At 42.2% G+C, this 22525-nt stretch carries 21 protein-coding genes and 1 other RNA gene; 11 read left to right on the forward strand and 11 right to left on the reverse strand.

The window, feature by feature from the left end; genetic code table 11:
• The 5 genes from FTT87_RS12355 to FTT87_RS12375 all read right to left on the reverse strand — a co-directional run.
• Window positions 1-982 (reverse strand): RNA-guided endonuclease TnpB family protein (locus FTT87_RS12355; protein WP_180174936.1); only part of this gene is annotated, 982 nt, incomplete at its 3' end.
• Between the two features lie 205 nt (window positions 983-1187).
• Window positions 1188-1424 (reverse strand): DUF378 domain-containing protein, encoded by a 237-nt coding sequence (locus FTT87_RS12360; protein ID WP_086194935.1) that lies wholly within the window; start codon window positions 1422-1424, stop codon window positions 1188-1190.
• A 135-nt stretch (window positions 1425-1559) separates the two neighbouring features.
• Window positions 1560-2522: an IS30 family transposase gene (locus FTT87_RS12365; RefSeq protein ID WP_180174937.1), complete on the reverse strand. Its 963-nt coding sequence runs from the start codon at window positions 2520-2522 to the stop codon at window positions 1560-1562.
• 423 nt (window positions 2523-2945) lie between these two features.
• Entirely contained in the window at window positions 2946-4277 is a 1332-nt protein-coding gene (gene pepP / locus FTT87_RS12370) for a Xaa-Pro aminopeptidase (RefSeq protein WP_171263136.1), read from the reverse strand.
• A 75-nt stretch (window positions 4278-4352) separates the two neighbouring features.
• Complete coding sequence (locus FTT87_RS12375) at window positions 4353-4985, reverse strand: UPF0149 family protein (protein ID WP_086194933.1); 633 nt, start codon at window positions 4983-4985, stop codon at window positions 4353-4355.
• A 64-nt stretch (window positions 4986-5049) separates the two neighbouring features.
• Between FTT87_RS12375 and FTT87_RS12380 the strand changes: the two genes are divergently transcribed.
• The 3 genes from FTT87_RS12380 (at window position 5050) to ssrS (ending at window position 6172) form a co-directional block, all read left to right on the forward strand.
• On the forward strand, window positions 5050-5601 hold the full coding sequence (locus FTT87_RS12380; protein WP_180043605.1) for a hypothetical protein: 552 nt from the start codon (window positions 5050-5052) through the stop codon (window positions 5599-5601).
• Window positions 5602-5603: 2 nt separating this feature from the next.
• Window positions 5604-5888: a cell division protein ZapA gene (locus tag FTT87_RS12385; RefSeq protein WP_086194931.1), complete on the forward strand. Its 285-nt coding sequence runs from the start codon at window positions 5604-5606 to the stop codon at window positions 5886-5888.
• A 100-nt stretch (window positions 5889-5988) separates the two neighbouring features.
• A non-coding RNA gene (ssrS, locus tag FTT87_RS12390) (6S RNA) lies at window positions 5989-6172 on the forward strand.
• Window positions 6173-6344: 172 nt separating this feature from the next.
• Here ssrS and FTT87_RS12395 read toward each other — a convergent pair.
• Window positions 6345-9437, reverse strand: a complete 3093-nt coding sequence (locus FTT87_RS12395) for a heavy metal translocating P-type ATPase (protein ID WP_171263129.1) — start codon at window positions 9435-9437, stop codon at window positions 6345-6347.
• A gap of 82 nt (window positions 9438-9519) precedes the next feature.
• Here FTT87_RS12395 and FTT87_RS12400 point away from each other — a divergent pair, with 82 nt between their 5' ends.
• From FTT87_RS12400 to lon, 3 genes are all read left to right on the forward strand, one after another.
• A complete protein-coding gene (locus tag FTT87_RS12400) occupies window positions 9520-9900 on the forward strand; it encodes a MerR family transcriptional regulator (RefSeq protein WP_086194930.1) in 381 nt (126 codons plus the stop codon).
• A 48-nt stretch (window positions 9901-9948) separates the two neighbouring features.
• Window positions 9949-10536: a 5-formyltetrahydrofolate cyclo-ligase gene (locus tag FTT87_RS12405; protein ID WP_086194929.1), complete on the forward strand. Its 588-nt coding sequence runs from the start codon at window positions 9949-9951 to the stop codon at window positions 10534-10536.
• Between the two features lie 146 nt (window positions 10537-10682).
• Complete coding sequence (gene lon / locus FTT87_RS12410) at window positions 10683-13109, forward strand: endopeptidase La (RefSeq protein ID WP_180043607.1); 2427 nt, start codon at window positions 10683-10685, stop codon at window positions 13107-13109.
• A gap of 264 nt (window positions 13110-13373) precedes the next feature.
• Here the strand turns inward: lon and FTT87_RS12415 are convergent, their stop codons facing one another.
• Window positions 13374-14333, reverse strand: coding sequence for a M28 family peptidase (locus FTT87_RS12415; protein ID WP_180043609.1), 960 nt, complete (start codon window positions 14331-14333; stop codon window positions 13374-13376).
• Between the two features lie 154 nt (window positions 14334-14487).
• Here FTT87_RS12415 and rlmH point away from each other — a divergent pair, with 154 nt between their 5' ends.
• The 3 genes from rlmH to FTT87_RS12430 all read left to right on the forward strand — a co-directional run bounded on the left by rlmH (window position 14488) and on the right by FTT87_RS12430 (window position 16865).
• Entirely contained in the window at window positions 14488-14970 is a 483-nt protein-coding gene (gene rlmH, locus FTT87_RS12420; RefSeq protein WP_086194926.1) for a 23S rRNA (pseudouridine(1915)-N(3))-methyltransferase RlmH, read from the forward strand.
• A 201-nt stretch (window positions 14971-15171) separates the two neighbouring features.
• The gene (locus FTT87_RS12425; RefSeq protein ID WP_086194925.1) at window positions 15172-15948 is read left to right on the forward strand and encodes a dioxygenase; all 777 of its coding nucleotides are present in this window, start codon (window positions 15172-15174) and stop codon (window positions 15946-15948) included.
• 149 nt (window positions 15949-16097) lie between these two features.
• Window positions 16098-16865: an META and DUF4377 domain-containing protein gene (locus FTT87_RS12430; RefSeq protein WP_086194924.1), complete on the forward strand. Its 768-nt coding sequence runs from the start codon at window positions 16098-16100 to the stop codon at window positions 16863-16865.
• A 71-nt stretch (window positions 16866-16936) separates the two neighbouring features.
• Here the strand turns inward: FTT87_RS12430 and gdhA are convergent, their stop codons facing one another.
• Complete coding sequence (gdhA, locus tag FTT87_RS12435) at window positions 16937-18280, reverse strand: NADP-specific glutamate dehydrogenase (RefSeq protein WP_086194923.1); 1344 nt, start codon at window positions 18278-18280, stop codon at window positions 16937-16939.
• Window positions 18281-18587: 307 nt separating this feature from the next.
• Between gdhA and FTT87_RS12440 the strand changes: the two genes are divergently transcribed.
• Together FTT87_RS12440 and nth are read left to right on the forward strand one after the other, a co-directional pair.
• Entirely contained in the window at window positions 18588-19409 is an 822-nt protein-coding gene (locus tag FTT87_RS12440; RefSeq protein ID WP_257221698.1) for an RnfABCDGE type electron transport complex subunit B, read from the forward strand.
• Window positions 19409-20104, forward strand: coding sequence for an endonuclease III (gene nth, locus FTT87_RS12445; protein WP_086195129.1), 696 nt, complete (start codon window positions 19409-19411; stop codon window positions 20102-20104). The genes FTT87_RS12440 and nth overlap by 1 nt, the downstream gene beginning before the upstream one ends.
• Window positions 20105-20147: 43 nt before the next feature.
• Here the strand turns inward: nth and FTT87_RS12450 are convergent, their stop codons facing one another.
• The 3 genes from FTT87_RS12450 to FTT87_RS12460 form a co-directional block, all read right to left on the reverse strand.
• Window positions 20148-20357: a hypothetical protein gene (locus FTT87_RS12450; RefSeq protein ID WP_180043611.1), complete on the reverse strand. Its 210-nt coding sequence runs from the start codon at window positions 20355-20357 to the stop codon at window positions 20148-20150.
• Window positions 20358-20440: 83 nt separating this feature from the next.
• Entirely contained in the window at window positions 20441-21100 is a 660-nt protein-coding gene (adk, locus tag FTT87_RS12455; RefSeq protein WP_086194920.1) for an adenylate kinase, read from the reverse strand.
• A gap of 82 nt (window positions 21101-21182) precedes the next feature.
• Window positions 21183-22499 (reverse strand): hypothetical protein, encoded by a 1317-nt coding sequence (locus tag FTT87_RS12460; protein ID WP_086194919.1) that lies wholly within the window; start codon window positions 22497-22499, stop codon window positions 21183-21185.
• Window positions 22500-22525: the final 26 nt, after the last annotated feature.

Here is a 22525-nt window from a genome sequence, read left to right on the forward strand (position 1 = left end):
TTGATTTGTTTAAGCCTGATTTGGCTTTCACATTCTTTCCTTGATTTTCAGGTGTTCTACTTGCTGACTTCGACATATTGGCTACTTTTAAGTCCTCAACTACGATCATTGCGTGGTTTTTGCTGAGCGTTGTCGTGACTTTGTGCAAGTAGTCATGCCGAATATTGGCAATATGATGATGTAGCTTGTTAATTTTTAAATTAAGTTTTTTCCAATTTTCGCTGAATTTGGTTTTCTTCTTCAACTTTCGTTGAAGCCTAGCTAATTTTAGTTGATTGGCTTTAAAGCTATTGATCGGCTCGAATACCTGACCATCTGATGTTGTAACCAATTTTTTGATGCCAAGATCAACACCAATAGCTGATTTCGATGGGTGAAGTGGCTGTTTGATTTCACGATTAGTACAAAATGAAACATACCAAAGTCCACAAATTTTCTTAATCGTTACACTTGTGATTTTACCAATAATTTCTTGTGATTTTTTAAATCTTATCCAACCTGTTCCTTTAGGCAAAGAAACTCGACCACCAGCAACATCACAATCTGCAAATGGTAGTCTAAAGGATTGCTCACCGTCTGATTTCTTCTTGAATCGTGGCATGAGTGGTCTAAGTTGAACTTCACTACCATCAGTCAATTTAAAGAATTTCGGCTTGCGTGGTTTACGCTTGTTTTCTTTTAGACGAGCATGTTCTTTTGGGTTGTAGTATTTGTTCCATGCCTGAGCAAGATCACGAATTTTTTGTTGTAAGCAAGCTGAATATGTTTGACCAAGAAAAGAAAATTCAGGTTTCTTTTTTAGAGGTACTAAATTCTTTTCAATGGTTTCGTAACGTATATATTCATCTTTGGCGAACATTTCAAACGATTTAGCCAGAATTTGATTCCACACAAAACGAGCAGAACCTATTGCTTGGTTAAGCAATATTTCCTGTTCTTTATTAGGTAGAAGCCTAAATTTATAGTGTTGTGAAATATTCATTAAATCATTGTTTACAAAAGAATTAATATGGGTGAATTATAGCAAAATAAAGCACTGTAATAAAGGCGATATTTGATTTTTTATGGCTATCGCCACTCGCTTATATCCCCCACCTGACTGTCGGTGGGGGTCTTACGCTCGATGAAGATAAATTACAGAAAAATCGCCTTCATGAAGTTTCTAATTGAGTTTTGTATTTAGTCTGCTAACGTACCACTCTTGTCTGAGGCTCATGATGTACTGTTTTGCCTAATTTCGTTCCTGTATAAATCAGATATAGTGCCGACAAGCCGACCAAGATATAAATAATCCTAGATAGAGCGCTCATTTCACCAAAAATAGCAGCGACTAAATTGAAATCGAATGCACCAATTAAGCCCCAGTTCAGGCCACCAATAATCGCCAAAGCGTAAGCAATCCAGTCGATAGTATTTAATCTCATCATTTTTCTCCCACTGTTCTTTAGTTTATTTAAGGATCAGAGGAATTATCTGAAGAAAAGCAGATTTAATATGTTGCTTTGATGCTAAAAACCGATTTTATATGTTGAATTCGTGTCAGTTTTTAAACGGCGGATTCAAGCGACAAGTGCAACAGTATAAAAACCAGCCATAACTTCACTTGGCGTATACCAGCATAGTGTTTTTCTAGGACGATGGTTGAGTGCAAATTCTATCTGCTCTATTTGTTCGTTTGACACGTCATCAAACGATGATGATTTTGGCAGATATTGTCTGATTAAACCATTCGTATTTTCATTCCTTGCTCGTTGAATAGACTTGTAAGGATCAGCAAAATACGTATCTATGCCGGCATCAGTGATTCTTTTGTGTTCGGCAAATTCCTTACCATTATCAAAAGTAACACTATAAGCATGGCTCATTCGTAAACGATCTAATGCACAAGTAATCGTTTGAGAGGATGCTCTCGTTGGCCCTAAATGAACAATATGTACGTACAGGCTCTTTCGATCAACGAGAGTTAATAAAGCACCTTTATGATGTTTACCAATTACAGTGTCACCTTCGAAATCTCCTAAACGTTGTCGTTGATCAATGACCTGATCTCGGCAATGAATACTTGTTTTATCAATGATTTGCCCCCTACGATCCGTGTTTTTGTAACCTCGTTTTCGATATTTCTTCTGATGCCTTAAATGTAGGTGGAGTTTACCGCCTTTTGATTTATCTTGATAAATGTACTGGTAAATCCACTCATGTGAAGGTACATCCAACCAACCGCGTTGTGTTAAAGCACCTGAAATTTGTTCTGGTGACCAGTCCAAGCCAATCAAGTAATCAATATACGCGAAGGCAAATGCTGTCATGGGCGATGAAGGGCGGTACCGTCTTTGACTTGCAAATTTCGCTGCCTGTTGAGCTCTATATCCACGTTGCTCAGTATTTCTTTTTAATTCACGGTAGATGGTTGATCGTGAACGTCCTAACTCCCGAGCAAGGCTCGCGATTGAACTTTTACTTTTCAAAGTAGCATAAATTTCGTATCTTTCATCTTGAGAAAGTTGGGTGTATTTCTTCATTGTGTGCTTTCCAATTGCGAGTTGAAAAAGTCCAATAATTCTACGAATACACCTAACTTTTTCAACTAATTACAAATGTGTCGCACTTGAGATTTGAATCTGCGAACTTTAAATTTTAACTGGGTTGGTTTTATTTAAGTTATTCGAGATAAACGTAAATAAAATCATTTTTCGCATTTAATGCATATCCACCCGAATTACATCAAATATTGAAATTTTTTAATCTCGTCGCAAGAAAATCAAGAACCGTCAAACAAGCTAATTGATCTGGAATTTGTTATAACGAGCAATAGTTACATCGATTATATACACCACAATTGTAAGATTGATTTTTATAGAAAAATCTAAAAATCATGCTCTAATCAGACCATATCTTTAATAAAAAAGCCGATCATCTGATCGGCTTTTCATCCTAAAAATCGCTTAGGCTACTTTGGCTTTTGCCATCAGGGCTTCAATATCTTCTACTGTTTTGACCACATCTTTGGTGAGCACCAGTGGCCCATTTTCGGTAGCGACCACATCGTCTTCAATGCGGATACCAATACCACGCCATTTGGCATCGACAGTTTCATCATCTGGTGCAATGTACAAACCCGGTTCAACCGTCACCACCATACCCTCTTCATAGGCACGCCATTCGCCATCCTGTTTATATGAACCGACATCGTGCACATCCATACCCAACCAGTGTCCGGTACCATGCATGTAAAACTGACGGAAAGTTTCTTTTTCGATAATTTCCTCAATATCACCTTGCATCAAGCCAAGTTCAAGCAAACCTTGAACCAAAATACGTACCGCCACATTGTGCGGTTCCTTATAAGAGTTGCCAATACGTACCGCATCAATCGCAGCCACTTGTGCTTTTAACACCAGCTCATATAGGGCCTTCTGTTCAGGACTAAACTTGCCGTTAACCGGAAAAGTACGGGTAATGTCTGAGGCATATAGCTGATATTCGCAAGCCGCATCAATCAGCACCAGATCACCATCTTTCAGGGCTTTGTCATTTTCCACATAATGCAAAATGCAGGCATTAGCACCACCACCGACAATACTATTATAGGAAGGCACACAGCCATTTTTACCAAAAATGTAATTCAATTCTGCTTCCAGTGCATATTCCATCATGCCCGGTTTCACCGTTTGCATGGCACGGGTATGCGCTTCTGCCGAAATATCTGATGCAAGTTGCATCAACTTGATTTCTTTTTCAGATTTATGCAGACGCATTTCATCGACAATTCGATCCAGCTGAATCACATGTGCGGGTGCAGAAGTACCTTTGCGTGATTCACCATTGGCTTTAGCAATCCATTTCGCTACACGTGCATCAAAATCGGCCTGATGACCAATGCGATAAAACAGTTTTTGTTTATTGTGCAGTTTCTCGATAATTTCTTCATCCAGCAGGTCAATCGCATAGGCTTCATCTGCCTCGTAATCATCCACTGCACCGTCTACACCGGCACGGTAACCGTTCCAGATTTCCATCTCGCGGTTACGTTCACGGCAGAACAGACTATAGGTATAACCTTCATCAATCGATTCAAAAGTTTCAATCACCGCCACTGCTTCAGGCTCTGCAAAGCCGGTCAGATAGAAAAAGCTGCTGTCTGCACGGAATTTATAATCCGCATCACGGTTACGCATGGCAACCGGACTGGTGGCAATAATTGCAATACTGTGCGGACCCATTTCTTCTGCCAGGCGGTCACGACGTTCCTGAAAATCTGCTTGAGTCAGTTTCATCATTAAGTGTACTTTTGTCTTTTATGAGGAGGTGATAACTTTTAAAGGGTCTGTTCTTGAACACAATCGTCCGAATTAGCTCGGACGATGCGGGGTAAACATTTCAACAACACTGCTGGCTTCTGTAGTCGCGCTATTTTTTTGCAACTGTGGCTGAATATTTTGCAGCAATGGAGTTTCTGCAATTTCCACTTTTTTACGACCCAATGACAGACTGACAGGAATCAAGCGCACAAATTCGTAAAGTTCCTGATAGCTTTCTTCGCCTTCTTCGTCATCATCCGACTCATCAAATTCAACAGCTGCCACATCTTGCAGATGTTCAATCAGCTCCATTTCATCCGGACGGATATGTCCTGATGCCAGACCAAATCCCAGTACCACACCGGCACACCAGTCCGCCAATGCTTGTACACGATCCACAAGAACGTGTTCATCATCCGGAAGCAAAGGTAAATAGTCGAGTTCATCTTCAGATAAAGCATGGGCAATATCTTCTGCTTCATCAGTTAATATCTCTAAAATCTGCTGCTCTAGCGCAGGAATTTCAAGCGTGGCTAAAATTTGTTGCCATTCATCACCGGTCGGTGCCTGAGTTACACAAACAATACCCGTTAGCAACCCATGTAACTCACTTGGGCTTGAAATCTCTTCAATTTTTGAAAAATTGTGGTGCCATTCCGACCAACCTGAAATATCGTCTTGCATTCGCTTATCCAATCTCTATACTTCTTATATATTACCTTTGTTTGCGATACTGTGCGACCACGATATGTTAGAAGAATTACAGCGTCTACAGGCGCATATTGGCGTTTTAAAAACGCGACTTGCGCATTATGAAAGTGAAAATGCTGCACTTAATGCTGCAAAAGCAGATTCCAATGAGCACTATCATGCCCAAATTGTGCAAAAAAATGGCATCATCACTCAAAAACAAGAAGAAATAGATAATCTGAGTGAGCAATTAAGCGAAACCCAATCGCAATTCAAGCAACTGAATAGTGATGCAGCCGCTTTAGCAGACCGCTATAGCCGTTTGGAAAAAAGTTGTACCGATCTTAAAAACCGTTTTCAGGAAATTCTGGCTGAACGTAATGAATTACGTGTCATTAAAGAAAAAATGCAAAATGATCACCGTGTTGCTCAACAGGAAATTAAGGGAATGCAACAGGAACGTGAAAGATTGTTACAAAAAAATGAACATGCTAAAGCCAAAGTTGAAGCCATTATTCAGCGTCTTGCAATTTTAGGTACTGCTCAAGATCAGCATGCGCAAGAAATTCAACAGCTTGCTCACCCAGCCGATGCAAATGAGGATATTTAATCATGAGTGAACAAATTGCCGTTGAACTGCGTGTGCTGGGTCATAATTTTCGTTTAGCAACCACAGAAAAGGAAAAAGCTGGTTTAGAACGTGCAGCTGAATTGTTAAATGAAAAATATGATGATTTTCGCCGTAAAGCACCCCGTGTTGAGCCGAGTAAACTGATTATTATGGTTGCACTTGAATTGATGCAGGAAGTGCTTTCAATGAACAAATCCTTGCAAGAGTATGCACATTGTGATCGCTTGCTGGCGACTATTTTAGAAGACCTCAATGATTTGGTTTAATTTCCTATTAAATTGAATAAACTATCAACATTTGTGATTTAACTTTACAGTTGTTGCACATTGAGGATTTGCCAACACCTCATTATTGGTTATACTTACTCTATCTCTGAGGTGTTCGCCAGCGCGTCTATATCCCTGCCGATACTTAAATCTACGGATTGTGTTCTGCATATTTAGAGTGTATGCCCATCTTCGAATGGGAAACCCAGCAAGTATGCGTCGCGTCCACCTTGAACTTCTTCGGGTTCAGGGTAACGACATGCAGCGGCATCTTCGGAGTGTTTTTTCTTATTATTCTAAGTGTCATTTATTACAATACTTATTCATCTATTTTACATTTTAAAGAATTTTCGTTTTTAAATTTCATTTCATTCTCCGCCATATTCATCAATATTTTATGCAAAAAAATACCCAAGATTTTCATCTTGGGTATATCACTTAATTTCTGACATTCAGTTATTTAGACTTTTGCAGCCGCAAAGCATTGATGACTACTGACAATGAACTGAGCGACATGGCAACCGCTGCAAGCATCGGGGTCAACAGCAGTCCGGTGAGGGGATAAAAAATACCCGCTGCCACGGGCACACCCAAGCCATTATAGACAAAGGAAAAGGCCAGATTCTGCTTCATATTCTTCACACCTAACTTTGCCATATGAATGGCATCCGCCACACCGCGGATATCCCCTTTGACCAAAGTCACTTGAGCCGTCTGTTTGGCAATATCGGTACCATTGCCCATTGCCACCCCCACATTGGCCTGGGCAAGTGCCGGTGCATCATTAATACCATCGCCAGCCATCGCCACAACTTTTCCTTGAGCCTGATATTTTTTTACCAGATCTAATTTTTCAGTCGGGGTACAGTTGCCATAAACCTGCTGAATCCCCAGCTCAGCCGCGACCAGTTTGGCATTCTGCTCGTGGTCACCAGTCGCCATCACCACTTCAATACCATCGGCCATCAGTTGATCAATCACCTGATGGGCATTGTGTTTGATCGCATCATGAATCGAGATATAAGCCAGAACTTGCTGCTCATTGGCCAGAAAGCTAATCACATTACCGCTCTCGCGTTGTGCATCCAGCTGTGTCTGAATATGCTTAGGCAGCTGCAAACCCAATTGATCAATCAGCTTTTGACTGCCCACATACAGGGTTTGACCATCAATTTGACCTTTCACCCCAAAACCAGTGACATCTTCAAAATCATTGACTTTAATCAGTTGATTATTCGGAACAAGCTTGGTTAAAGTCTGGGCAATCGGATGGGTTGAATATTGCTCAATCGAGGCAATCCATTGTTCCACTTGCGCTTGTTGAACTGTATCTGAAAGCAGTTTAATCTCTTTCAGACTTGGTTTACCTTCGGTCAAGGTCCCGGTTTTATCGACAATTAAAGTGGTGACTTTGCTCAAAGCTTCTATGGCTTCCGCATCTTTAAACAGCACGCCTTTTTGCGCTGCACGACCTGTGGTTGCCATCACCGACATCGGGGTTGCCAGACCTAAGGCACATGGACAGGCGATAATCAGTACAGCCACTGCACACATCAGCGCCAGATCAAATTGCGCCTTGCCAAAGAGCATCCATGCCATAAAGGTCAACACACTAATCGCTAAAACAGTCACCACAAAATATTTGGCAAATACATCGGCAAGTTTTTGTAACGGCGCTTTGGAGCGCTGTGCTTCGGCCACGGTCTGAATCATTTTAGCCAAAGTGGTATTGGCACCTACAGCTGTGGTTTGAATACGAATACTGCCCTGCTGGTTCACCGTCCCCCCAATCACCCGGTCATCAAGTTCTTTTTTCACCGGCACAGGTTCACCCGTCATCATCGCTTCATCAACATAGGTTTTGCCTTCCATCACAATGCCATCGAGCGGAATTTGATCCCCTGAAGAAATCTGCAAGATATCGCCCTGTTTCACCATACTCACATCCACTTCCACCACCTGATCATGCTGCACCAGTTTTGCAGTATGCGGTTGCAGTTTCAGCAAGGATTTAAGTGCGTCTGCAGTTTTGGCGCGGGCTTTCAGTTCCATGATTTGTCCGAGCAAACTTAAGGACACAATCATACAAGCTGCTTCATAATACACTGCAACCCCATGACCAGTTTTGGCCTGCATCGGGATAAGGGATGGAAAAACTGTTGCCACAACACTGTAAATAAATGCCGCCAGCACCCCGACACCAATCAGGCTCCACATGTTCAGGTTACGGGTTTTATAGGAAATCCAGCAACGTTCAATAAATGGCTTGCCTGCCCAAAGGATGACGGGAATAGACAGTACCAGTTCAATCCACGGCTGAATATGCTGCGGAATAAAGGCATGAATATGCGACCCCATGGCCAATACAAACACAATTAAAGTCAGTGGCAACGTCATCCAGAAACGATGACTGAAATCGACCAGTTCAGGATTGGGTGCATCATTCAAACTAGGTTGCATAGGTTCCAAAGCCATACCGCAGATTGGACAAGTTCCAGGCCCTTTCTGCACAATTTCAGGGTCCATGGGACAGGTATAATCCATGTCAGCAGCACCTTCCGGCACAGGTCGCTGATCTGCTGGAAGCAAATAAAATTCAGGGTCTCCTTTAAACTTTTCCAAGCAAGACGGATTGCAAAAATAGTAAGTTTTACCCGAATAATCAGTTTTTAAATCGGTTGAAGTGTCTACCGACATGCCACAGACAGGATCGACCTCAGAATGAGGTGATGATGCAGGATGAGTTCCGCCACAGCAGCTGGATTTCTTTTCTTCAACTGCCACTTTTGCTGTTGAAGCACAGCAGGAGGATGCTGTTTGCGGAGTTTGTAGATATTGTTCAGGTTGCTGGGTAAATTTATTCAGACAGCGTTCTGAACAGAAATAATAATCTTTTGATTCAAACTGGCTATGCCATTTAGAATCCGTTTTAACCTGCATGCCACAAACCGGATCAACTATTGTTTCACTCACCTGCTCTACGGTTTGTGCTTTATTTCCCGCACAACAGCCTAATGATTGCGCTACGGGTGGTTGATTTTGAGAACCGCAGCAAGATTTTTTTTCATCTGTTTTTAATTGAAATGCACAGCCGCAGCCCGAAGTTTTAGATTTATGTTTTTCTAAATACTGTTCTGGATTGGCCTGAAATTTATTCAAACAGCCCTGACCGCAAAAATAATAACTTTGTCCTAAATATTCGTTATGCGGCTTGGATAAATCCGTCACGGTCATACCACAGACGGGATCAATATACTGTTGTGACTCAGCTTTTTGACTACCACAACATGAAGATGAGGCCGCTACAACTTTAGCTTTATTTGCACAGCCACAGCCTGATTTAGGCGTGGTTTCTTGAAGGTAAGCTTCAGGATTTTTAATAAACTTTTGTTTGCAGCCATCACAACAAAATAAATATTTTTTCCCCAGATATTCAAAATAATGTGCTGAACTTTCCGAAACGTTCATCCCACAGACTGGATCAACTTTCACTAATTCAAGGACTGAATCCTGTTTTGCACAGCAGGCAGATTTTTGTTGCTCATTCATCCGACTCACCTATTTTATTCTTGCATTGTGTTAGCATAAAGTCTGTACCTAAGTACAGAGTCAAGTCATTTGAGGATATTTTATGCTCACTATCGGAAAACTGGCCAAACACTGTCATATCAACGTCGAAACCATTCGCTATTATCAACGCATCGGTTTAATGCGCGTACCTGAATCCACGCAGAGTTACCGTTATTACAATGACAAAGATATTGAAACCTTAAGCTTTATTCAAAAAGGCAAAGATGCAGGCTTGCAACTCAGTGAAATACAGGAATTACTGCAACTTCAACTCGAAGACCGTGAACAGGTGCGACATGTCATTGAGCAACGATTGGAAAAAATTGATCAAAGGATTCAGGAATTACAGGCACTCAAAACCCGTTTAAGCAGTTGGGTAGATGAATGTAAAACGACAAATGAAAGCTGTTGCCCGATTTTGAAAGAGCTGAAAAACAGTTAAACTGCTTTTATGATGAAAATGTATATATTTTTTGGGAATCTATAACAGATGTCAGTGGATTTAAAAGTTTTACGCAAGCAACTTCGACATCAGCGCAGAGCCGTTTCCAGCTTTCAACAAAAACAGGCGCAACAAAAAGTACTTCAGCAACTGATCCGGCTAAAATCTTTTCAGCATGCCAAAAAAATCGGCATCTATCTGAATGCCTTTGGTGAAATCCATACCCAAAAAATCATTGAATACTGCTTTAAACAGCATAAACAGGTTTATCTGCCGATGATTTGCACCATGAATCAGCAATTGCACTGGGTCAAAATCACGCAACAACAATACCGAAACAATCAATTTTCATATCATCCACTCGGCATGAAAGAGCCTATGGCCGGGCGTGGCCTGCATGTTTCGACGCTGGATTTTTTAATCATGCCTTTGCTGGCCTGTGATATTCACGGTACCCGCATTGGAATGGGCGGCGGTTTCTATGATAAAACCCTGGCCAGTGCCCCCCATAAACCCTATCGGCTTGGTATTGCACATGACTTTCAGCTGATCCAGCAGCCTTTACATCGTGAAGTCTGGGATCAACCTCTCGATGCCTTACTTACCCCTGCAAAATATCTACACTTTAAGCATTGAATGGGTATTTTTGACTGACAAAAATATTTTAAAATCACACATTTACTCATTTTTTATACATTTTCATTTGCCCTGCCCTTGTATTTTTTAAAATACCCATCACTATAAAAACATGGCAACACTGTTGTTACTCATTAGGAGTGCCCATGTCTGAAATTATTATGAATCAAGAAACCTTAGATACACAGGTTCCAAGCGTATTACCACTTTTAGCGCTACGTGATGTGGTGGTTTATCCACACATGCAAATTGCGTTATTTGTAGGTCGTGAAAAATCGATCAAAGCAGTTGACGTGGCCCGTAACAGTGACAATCTCGTATTTGTAGTTGCACAACAAGATTCTCTTACAGAAGAAATTGATCACGACAACTTATATCAATACGGTACTGTCGCGAAGATTGTGCAAGTTGTGAATCATGAAAATGATGAAAACTGTATAAAAGTACTTATTGAGGGTCTACACCGTTCTAAACTGGTGAAAATCATCGACCATGATGAATATTTATCAGCCGAACATGCACTCAGCCCAATGACGGTCAATGTTGCAGCTGACTCTCAAGCAACGCGTGTGCAAGAACTGCGAACTTTATTTGCCCAGTATGCAGAAGCCAAATTACGTAATGCACGTGAATTGGTTACTGCTGCAAATAAAATCGATGACTTGTTGCAACTGTTGTTCTTTGTGGCCACCCGTGTGCCCTTGAATATCGATATCAAGCAAAAGTTCCTGGAACAGGATGACTTTGAAGCACATTTGACTGAGCTCATGACTTATTTGTTGCAACAGTCTGAAGAACAGCAGATTGAACAAACCTTGCATGACTCGGTAAAACGCCAGATGGAGAAAAACCAGCGCGAATATTTCCTGAATGAAAAAATGAAGGTGATTCAGCGCGAACTTTCCGACATGAACGGCGGTGCTGAAGATGATATCGCAGAAATTGAACGTCGTCTGGAAGAAGCCGATTTACCGGAACACGTGCGTAAAAAAGCCGAATCTGAATTCCGTAAGCTCAAAGCCATGCAACCTGCTTCAAGTGAAGCTGCTGTGGTGCGCAACTATATCGAGGCGATTTTAGATACGCCTTGGAATAAAGCCAGCAAAGTCAGCATCAATTTGGCGAAAGCACAAGAGATTTTAGATGCCGATCACTACGGTTTAGATGAAGTCAAAGACCGTATTGTGGAATATCTTGCAGTACAATCTCGTGTGAAAAAGCTCAAAGGTCCGATTCTTTGCCTGGTTGGTCCTCCAGGGGTAGGTAAAACTTCACTTGGTGAGTCGGTTGCCAAAGCTACAGGTCGTGAATTTGTGCGTATGGCCCTAGGTGGCGTACGTGACGAAGCGGAAATTCGTGGTCACCGCCGTACTTACATTGGTGCGATGCCGGGTAAAATCGTGCAATCACTGACAAAAGTTGGCGTGAAGAATCCACTGTTCTTGCTCGACGAAATTGACAAGATGGCACAGGATTACCGTGGCGACCCTGCTTCTGCCTTGCTTGAAGTACTGGATCCATCACAAAACAGTAAGTTCAACGATCACTACCTCGATCTTGATCTTGACCTGTCTGAAGTGATGTTCATCTGTACTGCAAACAGCATGAATATTCCTGAGGCTCTTTTAGACCGTATGGAAGTGATTCGTCTGCCGGGTTATACCGAAGAGGAAAAAGTCAATATTGCCGAACGTTATCTGGTTCCTAAAGCCATTAAGGACAACGGTTTACGTGCAAAAGAATTGACCATTCATGAAGAAGCGATTCGTGACATCGTGCGTCGTTATACTCGCGAAGCCGGTGTGCGTAGCCTGGAACGTGAAGTGTCAAAAATTGCCCGTAAAGTGGTGAAAGAAGCGGTCAGCAAAAAAGCCAAAAACTTGCATATCGATGTCACTACTGAAAACCTGTCTGATTACTTGGGCGTACACAAGTTCGACTTCGGTATGGCGGAAGAAGAAGCGCAAGTCGGTCGTGTCAATGGCTTGGCTTGGACTTCAGTTGGCGGTGAATTGCTTTCGATTGAAGTTGCTGCGGTAAAAGGTAAAGGTAAATTCATTACCACTGGTTCACTCGGTGATGTGATGAAAGAATCCATTACCGCTGCAATGACGGTCGTCCGCACCCGTGCCGATGCCTTGGGTATTGAGGCTTCAAGATTTGAAGAAACCGATATTCATGTGCATTTACCTGAAGGCGCAACACCGAAAGATGGTCCATCTGCAGGTTTGGCCTTAACTACGGCACTGGTTTCAGCTTTCACAGGCATTCCAGTACGTGCTGATATTGCCATGACCGGTGAAACCAATCTGGGCGGTCGTGCAATGCGCATTGGTGGCTTGAAGGAAAAACTTTTAGCTGCACATCGCGGTGGTATTAAACTGGTATTCATCCCTCAAGAGAACGCTCGTGACTTGGTGGAAATTCCAGAAAATGTTAAAGCCGGCCTTGAAATTAAGACCGTGAAAAGCATCGATGAGATTTTGCCATTAGCCTTGGTGGAAGCACCAAAACCTTTGGTGAAAGCACCGATTGTTAAACCAATTGCAGAAGGTAAAGCAGCGCGTCATTAATTGCATTTTGCTACAAAAAGAGGAGAGCTTCGGCTCTCTTTTTTGTGTAAAATTTTTACCATATTCATAACAAATCAGCTTGAAAAATCAGCAGCTCATCCCCATTTAATATGGTATAGATACAGATGCACTATAGGTTTCTGATTTATTTCTACTTAAAAAGTTATTAATAAGTTATATGAATGGTCATCTACATCTCCAGGTGGATGACCTTTTGATCGCAGTCCCAATATTTCATTAGGGGACTGCGTTTTTTATGTGTTCTTATTCATCAGCTTGAATTATTAAATTATAAGCCAAACCATCTATGACACTGGCTATTTTGGCAATATTTAAAGTTTTCAAGGTATCCTTGGCACTGTGATAGTCCCTGTTACGAAAATGCCCCGTATCTGTAATCATCATGGCGGGAATATCCAGCTTCCAGTAATTGAGATGATCTGAAAACTCCATCCCCGTGATAAAAGACGGTGCAACCAGTCGTTGACACTCCAGGCGCTTCAGTATTCGCATGGATTCACAATATTTTGTACCCAAATCATACGACTGCAAATTACTGACAGCCGCAATAAAGTTACCATGTTGCGGATAAACCCATTTCAGGCCGGCAGGATACTCCTGTACCAGATTTTCATCAAAAAACCCGATCATCTCTAAAATATAAACGCCGCGGATGTGATCTTTCTGAGCCTTGATGGATTTTGCATGTACAAAACTACCCATATGTTCGGTCTTGAAAAATGGCGGCTCCTGCAAGGTATAAAATACGAATTCAACATTATATGGCAGTTGCGATTTCTGCTGTGACAGTATGCGTGCGGTTTCAATCACCCCTGCTACTCCAGAAGCATTATCATCCGCACCTTGAGTTTCACCAAACACATCATAATGCGCGCCGACAATCACTTTGTCAGCATGACCTGCGGTTAAGGTACATACTACGTTGCGATAACCCAAACCATTGACCGAATAATTTTGATACTGACAGGGTATGCCAAACAAACGCATCTGTTCTTTAATCCAGGCAGAAACGCGTTGTAGCTCTTGTGAGTTTTTATAATTACGATGCCCCTGCTGACCTATAATTTGCTCCAGATAGACCTTTAAATTATCGCTACTGGCGGGTGATATGCTCGGTAATGCCCAACTTGAAGTATTGAACAAAAGAGTGCAAAGGAAGGTGCTCAACCATAAGCCTAAATTTTTATCCCTTTTTAATCTCATTTATTATCGTCCTCTCTTCTTATGCATATTCAATCCATTGCTGAAGATTAAAGCAGCATCTGGCACGCCTTTTCAATTGCAATTTGTTGCTCAAAAACAAGTAAAATCAGTTTTAGCGTTTATAATAAAGATGAGTCTTAAATCATCGAATCTTATGAAAATCCGTATTATTACCATCGGTCAAAAAATGCCAGCTTGGGTGCTCACCGGTTTTGAAGATTACTTCAAACGTATCCAGCCTTTTGTGCAGACCCAAATTATAGAATTACCTATGGCAAAACGCGGAAAAAACGATTCTGAAGCCGATATCCTGAAATATCGCCAGATTGAAGGCGAAAGCATCCTGAATGCACTAAAACATAATGAAACCCTGATTGCCCTTGAAGTTGGCGGTAAAGAATTCAGTACTGAAAAACTGGCTGAGACCATGAAACAATGGATGCTGGAAGGTAATGATGTGGTCTTGGCGATTGGCGGTCCGGATGGTCACTCCGAAGCGGTACGTAAAGCTGCTGCATGGCACTGGTCTTTATCCAAACTCACCCTGCCTCACCCTATGGTTCGCGTCATGCTGATCGAGCAGCTCTACCGCGCAATGAGTATCAACAATAATCATCCTTATCACCGGGCGGGTTAAGCAGGTTCAGAACGGGATGATTTGAGCCTGGCAAAATCGTGTAAAGCGAACATATTCCTGAGCTTGAGTCATCAACTGGATCAGACCGTGCATTATTGTTCTAAAAAAGGAACAATATGTTGATATAAATTGTATTTATTCTATTTCTCTTTATTTGGCATCATAGCCTCAATCGATGTTATTTAAATTAGGCGCATCAACATGAATCTACAAACTTTACCCGGTTTATTTATTTCACATGGCTCACCCATGTTGGCGCTAAATCCGGAACAGGTAGGTCCTGCTCTGGAGCGATTGAGCTTAAATCTGCCTAAGCCTGAAGCTATTATTGTGATGTCTGCGCACTGGGAAAGTAATGCGCTTGAAGTGAGTAGTAGCGTTCGTCCAGAAACCTGGCATGACTTCCGCGGTTTCCCGTCTGAGCTGTATGAAATCCGCTATCCGGCACCAGGTCAACCGGAGCTTGCAGAAGACATTCTGCATCTTTTAGCCAGTGCCGGTTTTGCTGCACATGCCAATAGCACCCGTCCACGTGATCATGGCGTGTGGATGCCATTGTTGCATATGTATCCCAAGGCTGATATTCCTGTGGTAGAAATCTCTTTACCGATGAACATGTCTGCTGAGGAGATTTATAAAATTGGTCAAACCCTGGCACCATTACGTGAAAAACAAATATTAATGATCGGTTCGGGAAGTATTACCCATAACTTGCGTGAATTGGCATGGCATGGTGAAGCTGCTACTGTACCCGAGTGGGCATCGACTTTTCGAAATTATGTGGTCAGCAAAATGAATCACAGCGATTATGCTGCGGTTCTGGACTGGCAAAGTATCCCTTATGTAGAGCGTAATCATCCGACCTTAGAACATTTTGCTCCCCTGTTCTTTGCGATGGGGACTGGGCATCGTTTCAGTATTGTGCATAGCAGTTTCAGTATGGGTTCTCTGGGCATGGATATTTACCGTTTTGACTGATGCACATCAACTCATAACTTTTCATTAATAATTAACAAAATTATAGTTATGGATACATTTTGCTACTGAATTCGCCAGAATGTATCCATATTTTTTAAGTACCTTTACGTTATTCTATTAAAAATTCTTCAAAACCAAGTACTTTTAAAATGAAAGTTAAACTTTTAGCAATGGCTCTTTTTCCTCTCATGCTCGCAGCCTGTCAATCTGGCGATATTCAAAAAGCTGGAGATGTTGCCATGTCAGTGTTACATCAACAAAAAGCCGATCAGACTTTAGCTTCTTATCAATGGAGTACCCGTACCGGTACTGCACCTAAACCACTGGTACTGAATTTTGATGATCAAAGCCACCTCAGCATTGCTACCAGCTGTAATGGTATGGGCAGCAGCTGGAAAGTTGAAAATAATCAGATCGTGACAGGTCCCCTCATGGGAACCCAAATGGCATGTCCGGACGCCTCCATGCAGCAAGAAAACATTGCCAAAGATCTGTTTAATAACCGCAAAGTACCGTTTATTTTAGATTTAAAAAATTCACAACAACCAACATTGACCATCATTTCAGCGACAGGTCAGAAATACGTTTTCACTGGTACCATGACCCCTGAAAGCAAATATCAGACTCAGGCTGAAACCATTTTTCTGGAAATTTCACCTGAAACTAAGCCATGTAGCGGTGTCGCCCCACAAAACTGTTTACAGGTTCGGGAAGTTAAATACAGTGAAAGCGGGATAAAAATCCAAGTCGATAAAGACTGGACTTTATTCTATGATCAAATCGAAGATTTTACCCATAACCCCAATGAGCGACAAATCATCCGGGTCAAGCGTTATGAAATCAAGCATCCTGCTGCAGATCAGTCGAAATATGCTTATATCCATGACATGACCGTTGAACGCTCAACTGTTAAGTAAATAGTTTATTCAGGACATAAAAAACCGGAGCATTTGCCCCGGTTTTTTTTAAAGCTTAAACCAAGTCAGACTTAGAATACGCCTTGAGCAAGCATAGCATCAGCCACTTTTACGAAGCCTGCAATGTTCGCACCATCAACATAGTTCACAGTACCGTCTTCTTTAGTACCGTATTTCACACAGTTACGGTGAATTTCTTTCATAATCGCGTGTAAACGTTCATCAACTTCTTCAAACGTCCAGCCTAAACGCAATGCATTTTGAGACATTTCAAGACCAGAAGTCGCTACACCACCTGCATTCGATGCTTTACCTGGCGCATAAAGGATTTTCGCTTCAACGAATTTTTCCACTGCTTCAAGCGTAGACGGCATATTTGCACCTTCAGCAACACAAATCACGCCATTTGCAAGAAGTTGAGCTGCATCGTCTGCATCTAATTCGTTTTGAGTTGCACATGGAAGCGCGATGTCACACTTGATAGACCAAGGACGTTGACCTTCCATATATTCAAAACCGTGTTTAGACGCAAACTCAGAAATACGGCCACGTTGAACGTTTTTAAGTTCCATCACTTCAGCAAGAAGTTCTTCAGTGAAACCGTCTTTAACGAATACAGTACCCGCAGAGTCAGAAAGTGAAACCACTTTTGCACCCAGGAACATGGCTTTTTCAGCAGCGTATTGAGCTACGTTACCAGAACCAGAAATAGTCACCACTTTATCTTTAAAACTATCGTCACGAGTTTTCAGCATTTCTTCCGCGAAATAAACCGTACCGTAACCCGTTGCTTCAGGACGAGCCAGTGAACCACCGAAAGTCAAGCCTTTACCAGTGAATACGCATGAAGTGTCATTGCTGAGCTTCTTCATCATACCTGCCATGTAGCCCACTTCGCGGCCGCCTACACCGATATCGCCCGCAGGAATGTCAGTATTTGAACCCAGATGACGGTACAACTCGATGATTAATGCCTGGCAGAAACGCATGATTTCGCCTTCAGACTTACCTTTAGGGTCAAAGTCTGAACCGCCTTTACCACCGCCCATCGGCAATGTAGTCAAGGCATTTTTGAAAGTTTGTTCAAAACCTAGGAATTTCAAAATTGAAAGGTTCACTGAAGGGTGGAAACGCATCCCTCCTTTAAATGGACCAATAGCTGAGTTGTACTGTACACGGAAAGCACGGTTTACGTGAGTTTGGCCTTTGTCATCTACCCATGAAACACGGAACTGAATCGCACGTTCAGGTTCTACAAGACGTTCAAGTAATCCATGATCAGCATATTCTGGATTCTTTTCAATGAATGGCCAAAGGCTAGTCATTACCTCTTCTACAGCTTGTAGAAACTCTGGTTGATGTTGATCACGTGATTTAACGTAGTTTAGGAAGTCGTTAAGGCTGTTGTATTTCAACGCTTAATCCTCAGCAGAAAATGGATCAAAATTGGTCAAAATTTCAATCAATGATATATTTTGGCGCAAAACATTAAATATCACTTGCACCTATTCAGCAATAGTTTTTTGAAAAAAACTTCAATTTTCTATATAGAACATATATTTAATTTAATTATTCAGTCTTTTTATTTATAAATAAAATAACTTTCAGATATATATCAATGTAATATTTTGCCCGATATTAATGCATTTTTAGTCCCATTTTTGCGCACAGGAATTCTATGTAAAAACATGCTAGTATTGCTCTCCAGCACATTGTTTCACGCTGCTTGCCCAGCACTCCCGGTTATACATGAACACTCAAATTAGCTTGATTCAAAAAATTGACGCCCTGTTGCCGCAAACACAATGCGGACTTTGCGGCCACCGAGATGGATGCCTCCCTTATGCAAAAGCCATAAGTGAAGGTGAAGAGGCCAATAAATGTGTACCAGGCGGACAACCCGTTGCCGATGCTTTGGCTGAATTACTGGGTCGCCCAAAACTCAAAGCAGAAGAAAGTGTTTGGCCAATTCAAAGTGATGGTCGTCCACAACGTATGAAAGCGATTATTCGTGAAGATGAATGTATTGGTTGTACCAAGTGCATCAACGCCTGCCCAGTCGATGCGATTATTGGTTCAGGTAAGCTCATGCATAGCATTTTGACTGACCTTTGTACTGGTTGCGAACTCTGTATTCCGCCCTGCCCGGTCGACTGTATTGACCTGGTAGAAGACGACCACGTCGTGCCTTCAGAAGAGGCGCATATTGCTGAACAAATTGACCTGCGCAAGCGCTATTACGCCCATATTCAGCGTGAAGAGAAACGCCGGATTAACCGCAAAGGTCCGGTGGTGCGTGCCAATATTGATACGGCCTTATTTGCCCAATTTTCAGCGCAAAGTGACTTGGTTCCAGAGATTCAAGTGGTGGAAAAAACAGCTAAACCTATCGTGAGCCACGATGCAGCAACCACCATTCAACTGGCAAAAATTCGCACCCAAATCAAAAAATTAGAAAAACAGCTCAGTGTTCGTGAAGACCTTAAGAAACGTGACCTGCTGAATGATTTGCAACAGCAGCTGATTGTTCTGGGAGCTTCATGATGGCAGTTAAAAACATGACCAGAAAGCAGGTTCAGATTTTTTTTGAACGCTTACGTGAACAAAGACCTAGCCCTAAAACCGAACTGAATTACAGCACTCCTTTTGAACTTTTGGTGGCCGTGACGCTTTCGGCTCAAGCCACCGATGTCAGTGTCAACAAAGCCACCGACAAGCTGTTTCCAGTGGCCAATACCCCGGAAGCCATTTATGCTTTAGGCGTGGAGGGCTTAAAAGAATACATCAAGACCATCGGTTTATATAATGCAAAAGCCGAAAATGTAATTAAAACCTGCAAGCTACTGATGGAAAAACACAACAGTGTAGTGCCTAACAATCGGGCTGATCTGGAAGCATTACCGGGTGTAGGGCGTAAAACTGCCAATGTGGTGCTGAATACCGCTTTTGGCCATCCGACCATGGCGGTCGATACGCATATTTTCCGTTTAGGTAATCGTACCGGTCTGGCTATTGGCAAAAATGTGCTTGAAGTTGAACACCGGCTGGTCAAAGTCATTCCCAAGGAATTTATAGTCGATGCCCATCATTGGCTGATTTTACACGGTCGTTATACCTGTATTGCACGCAAGCCCAAATGTCATGAATGTGTGGTGTGTGATGTGTGCAACTGGCCAGATCGTTTTGAATTTGGTGCTGGCCGTGCGATTCCTGTCAAGAACATTGAAGCTGAATCATAAGTGAGATGAGTTCAGCCAGGTGATGTGCTCCGTTTAAAAGCCATTATTTTTTATTTTGTTCTGCCTGCTCTTGCTGGCGTTTTTGTTCGAGTTCTGTCTGTAACTTGGGATGCAGCCGACGCACAGGCACCTTGCCAGCATTTTCGCTACGCTCTTGCTGACGTACTTTTTTCAGCATCTTGAAACTGACATAGAACAAAGCAAACAATACTGCCAGAAATACGACCATTAACCCTAATACAGCAAACTTCACAGCATTGTCCTTTTTGAGAGCGTAATAAAAAGAGCCCTAATATGACTTAGGGCTCTTCGATTGTCAAAATCATCGAAATACGATTATTTTGATTGATCTAGAATAGCAAACAAATCAGTTTGAACTTCTTCAATTGGACGCAGACCGTTTAACTTGTCATAAGTCGGTGCATTTTCACCTGATGCTGCGCGACCTTGGTAGAAACCTACCAATTGTTCAGTTTCAGTGTGATAAGAACCTAAACGTTTACGGATGGTTTCTTCCTGGTCATCAGGACGTTGAACCAGTTCTTCACCCGTTTCATCATCTTTACCTTCCACCTTAGGCGGATTGTAAACTACATGATAAACACGGCCAGAAGCCGGGTGCTGACGGCGACCAGAAAGACGTTTTACGATTTCTTCGTCTGGAACATCAATTTCAATCACGTGATCAATGTTGATGCCTTCTTTTTCCAAAGCTTCTGCTTGAGGAATAGTGCGAGGGAAACCATCAAAAATGCAACCGTTTACACAATCAGGTTGAGCAATACGTTCTTTAACCAGACCGATGATAAGCTCGTCTGATACCAGACCGCCACTTTCCATCACGCTTTTAGCTTTAAGACCTAATTCAGTACCTTCACGAATTGCAGCACGGAGCATATCACCGGTTGAAATTTGTGGGACATTGTAGCGCTTACAGATCAACTGAGCCTGTGTACCTTTACCTGCTCCAGGTGGTCCGAGTAATATAATGCGCATAAAAAAACATCCTCATTTAACAAATATATGTGATGCGTTTGCATAACGAATCTCTTTATTCGTCATGTAGTCCAGCATCTAATTATAAGAAAGCCACAAACAAATGTATTGTACCCGCGATAAATCCGGTTACGCCACCCAAGACAATCAGAATCCATTCATCTTCCTGAAAGGCAGGACGTAATAAATTCTGAAACTCTCTTGGCGTCAACTCGCGAATACGGTCTCTAAACATTTGATAGATTTTCTGTGCACGGCTCGCATTAAAGGCCGGGTCGCATACAGGCACCATCGTAATTTCAATCGAGCGATCGATCAAGTCCGTCTTGAGTTTTGCATACTCTTTTGGCCCTAAAGACAGCTGCAAAGAGGTTCGAACAATCGGAGTTTCCATAATTTCGTTAATATGGCGTTTGACGATACGGCGAGTTTTATCTTTCTTCCCACCATACATCATCTCAGTCATAATGGATTTTAACGTAATTAAGTCTTCTGTGACTACTTGGGCAAAAACATCGGAAACCTCATCCTGACGTTTCATAAATGCACCCTGGATATTATAGGTGCCAATATGTGGAATCACCGGTTTGATCCACGGGAACGTGCGACTTTCTGTACGCGCAAAAAACTGTGGATAGCGGATATAATGCGGTTCCAGCGGATTAAACACCATCCAGATGGCAATCCAGTTGGTCAGGAAACCCCACACCGCTGCCCAGAAAGGAACCGTCCAGTGCCAAGGCACCACAAACCAGACAATCATCTGGAATATACCGAAGAACATTCCAATTAATGCACTGATATGCCAGATAAAGTTGATTTCTTTACGTCCCACTTTCAGGAACATGTTCACCATTAAACGGCGATCACCTTCCATTTGGCGCACCACCATTTCACGCATATCCACAAGTGACTCGACGTTCATGGTCAGCTCAGTCACTAATTCTCTTAAAATACCTGGCAGCTGTTTATGCGCTTGCGAATAGATACGGCGCTTAATTGAATAGGGTAAGTTTTCCCAAAGTACCGCATTACGGTCGATCATCATTTCATCAATCAGATGTTCCAGTTCAAAACCGACCTGCTCACCGATAATCCGTGCCATATCTTCCGGATCCATGGCATCCAGAAATTCACGTAAAGAACCCAATTTCGACAAGGTATTATCTGTGATAATTCCTGAAATGCGACCGGCTTTACGTGGCACAATCCCCTGCCAGCCGACAGGGAGCGGCCCTAAGTGGAATCCCCAAAACGTCAGGGGGTAAAACACCATTTTCAGTGCCATCCACACATGTGCCCAAGTTACAAAAGCTGTCACAGGAATGATGCTAAGTACTGCCCAGAAATCAGGGCGATTCAAGAAGGTTTGCCACAATTCGTTGACGTACTCAAACATGCACGATTTCCATATTTAATTTTTTA

It is taken from the genome of Acinetobacter sp. YH01022 (assembly GCF_013420235.1).
Lineage (GTDB): Bacteria > Pseudomonadota > Gammaproteobacteria > Pseudomonadales > Moraxellaceae > Acinetobacter.